The 2,444-nt window shown below is 35.6% G+C and carries 3 protein-coding genes; 2 read left to right on the top strand and 1 reads right to left on the bottom strand.

Annotated features, from left to right (window positions below; translation table 11 throughout):
- The coding region (locus HET73_RS07025) for a glutamate--cysteine ligase (RefSeq protein WP_174134265.1) at nt 1-131 on the bottom strand (131 nt) is incomplete at its 3' end.
- Between the two features lie 89 nt (nt 132-220).
- On the opposite strand from HET73_RS07025, the gene hslV reads away from it, so the two are divergent.
- Both hslV and hslU read left to right on the top strand, forming a co-directional pair.
- Nucleotides 221-775, top strand: coding sequence for an ATP-dependent protease subunit HslV (gene hslV, locus HET73_RS07020; protein ID WP_174134264.1), 555 nt, complete (start codon nt 221-223; stop codon nt 773-775).
- A 1-nt stretch (nt 776) separates the two neighbouring features.
- Nucleotides 777-2,267: an ATP-dependent protease ATPase subunit HslU gene (gene hslU, locus HET73_RS07015; RefSeq protein WP_246210272.1), complete on the top strand. Its 1,491-nt coding sequence runs from the start codon at nt 777-779 to the stop codon at nt 2,265-2,267.
- The last annotated feature ends 177 nt before the right edge of the window (nt 2,268-2,444 follow it).

Genomic DNA, 2,444 nt, shown 5'->3' with positions numbered 1-2,444 from the left:
ATAGGGGCGATTTTGTAGCCGGAGTTTCTAAGGTCCATAGAGCTATAGAGCGGCAATATAAGACCGTTAAATTTTGCCTCAAACCAGTTATTTACACTTTTTTCTAAATTTGGGCGAATTATGTTTTGCATCTGCACTTTAAGGAATGTACTATATTATAAGCTATAACTAAACATATTTAACTAACGATTACAGTATAATGAATTAAAGTGACAGAAAAATGATTCAACATGATAGTAATAAAATGTATGGAACCACCATACTGTCAATTAGAAAAGATAAAAATGTAGTAGTAATAGGTGATGGACAGGTTTCACTGGGTCACACTGTTATAAAATCTGGAGCAAAAAAAGTCAGGCGTCTTTCTGGTGATTCCGTAATTGCTGGTTTTGCTGGAGCAACAGCTGATGCATTTACTCTCTTTGAAAGACTAGAATCTAAACTTGACAAGCATCCAGGGCAATTAATGAGAGCATGTGTTGAACTTGCGAAAGATTGGAGAATGGATAAATACTTGAGAAAATTGGAGGCTATGATGATAGTTGCAGATAAATCTATTTTGTTGGTGATTACAGGAACAGGTGATGTTCTTGAAACTGAGGATGGAATTGCAGCTATTGGTTCTGGAGGAAATTTTGCTCTATCTGCAGCAAGAGCTTTAATTGACGTTGAAGGAATGTCAATAGAGGAGATTGCAAAAAGAGCCATGAAAATAGCAGCTGACATATGTGTTTATACAAATCATAATGTAGTTATTGAAAAAATAGGAGAATAATATGTCTTCTGAACAAAAAATTTTATGTACTAATTTCTCTAGTAAATCCTCTCCTTTTTCAGGAGAACAGTCTTGTAGTAGTGGTACCTATAATAAAAAAAATGATCTCCATAAAGATGCTGAGAATGGCTTTGATTCAAATAGTAGCAGTGCTCAAGTTGATAACGTTGCACAAGTTTTATTGGATAATCTGCCGCCACAAAAAATAGTTAGAGAATTGGATAGGTTCATAATCGGGCAAAATGATGCAAAACGTGCTGTTGCTATTGCACTGAGAAACCGCTGGCGTCGCAACAAAGTTCCTCTTCCTTTGCGTGACGAAATTATACCTAAGAATATACTGATGATTGGTCATACGGGAGTTGGTAAAACTGAAATAGCTCGTCGCTTGGCAAGGCTTGCAGGTGCGCCATTCATCAAAGTTGAGGCAACGAAATTTACTGAAATAGGATATGTTGGACGTGATGTTGACTCGATAATACGTGATTTAGTTGATGCAGCAATAGTTTTAGTTAAAGAGAAAGCACGTAAAGCCTTAGCTACAAAAGCTTTAGATTTGGCCGAGAAGATAATAGTCAATTCTATGGTTGGTGAAGATGCAACCGAAGAAAGTAAGAAGATTTTCATGAAGAGATTGAGAAATAAAGAGTTTGAAGACGGGGAAGTTTCCATTAATGTCAGAGAAAGCAAGGGCATGTTGCCAGCTTTTGATATACCAGGCATGCCAGGTGGACAAGTTGGCGTGGTAAATGTAACAGAGCTAGTGGGCAAGATGTTTAATGGAGGCAAAAAGACAAAAACTATTACGGTTAAGGTAAGAGAGGCACGAGAAATATTGATTAACGAAGAAAGTGAAAGGTTAATGGATGAAGAGAAGATAATCAAAAAAGCTATTGATCTTGTTGCCAATGAAGGCATAGTATTTTTAGATGAAATAGATAAAATTGCAGCACGTACAGAGGTAAAAGGGGAAGTGAATAGAGAAGGGGTACAACGTGACTTATTACCACTGCTTGAAGGAACAACTGTTTCAACCAAATATGGCCATGTAAAAACGGATTATATATTATTTATTGCATCTGGTGCTTTTCATCAGGCTAAACCATCCGATCTCTTACCAGAACTGCAGGGTAGATTACCGATTAGAGTAGAACTTAAGGCACTTACTCAAGAAGATTTAATAAAAATATTAAAGGAACCTGAATCTAGTTTGTTAAAGCAATACATAGCTCTAATGAAAACAGAGAATGTGACACTTGAGTTCACCAATGATGGTATCGAAACCATAGCTGAAATAGCGTTTACAGTTAATAGACAAGTGGAAAATATAGGTGCAAGAAGGCTCCATACTATCATGGAGAAGCTTTTAGATGAAATAAGTTTTATCGCTTCTGAGAAAAACGGTGAAAAATTTGTTGTAGACGGCAAATATGTGAAAAATAAACTCGAATCGATCTCAAAGCAGCTAGATTTATCTAAGTTTATACTTTAGTAAGGTGTTTAACATTTTTTTATCTGGAGTGTTGCAACTGTTGTGCTGTTTGTACAGACTTCATCATTGAATTTGGTGACGTTCCTCTATCTTTTCTTAATTTACAAATATATTGATCATTTTTTGAGTCAAAGCCTTTTCTACTTTTACTCATTTCGTTTTTTAAGTCTTTATATA

The sequence above is a fragment of the Wolbachia endosymbiont of Atemnus politus genome, from assembly GCF_013309895.1.
The sequence above is the reverse complement of the archived record's forward strand: the minus strand, read 5'-3'. Positions and strand labels throughout refer to the sequence as shown.

What these genes read in the sequence shown, in the direction of transcription:
- hslV (WP_174134264.1), top strand. Translation starts at nt 221, where the DNA reads ATGATTCAACATGATAGTAATAAAATGTATGGAACCACCATACTGTCA.
- hslU (WP_246210272.1), top strand. Translation starts at nt 777, where the DNA reads ATGTCTTCTGAACAAAAAATTTTATGTACTAATTTCTCTAGTAAATCC.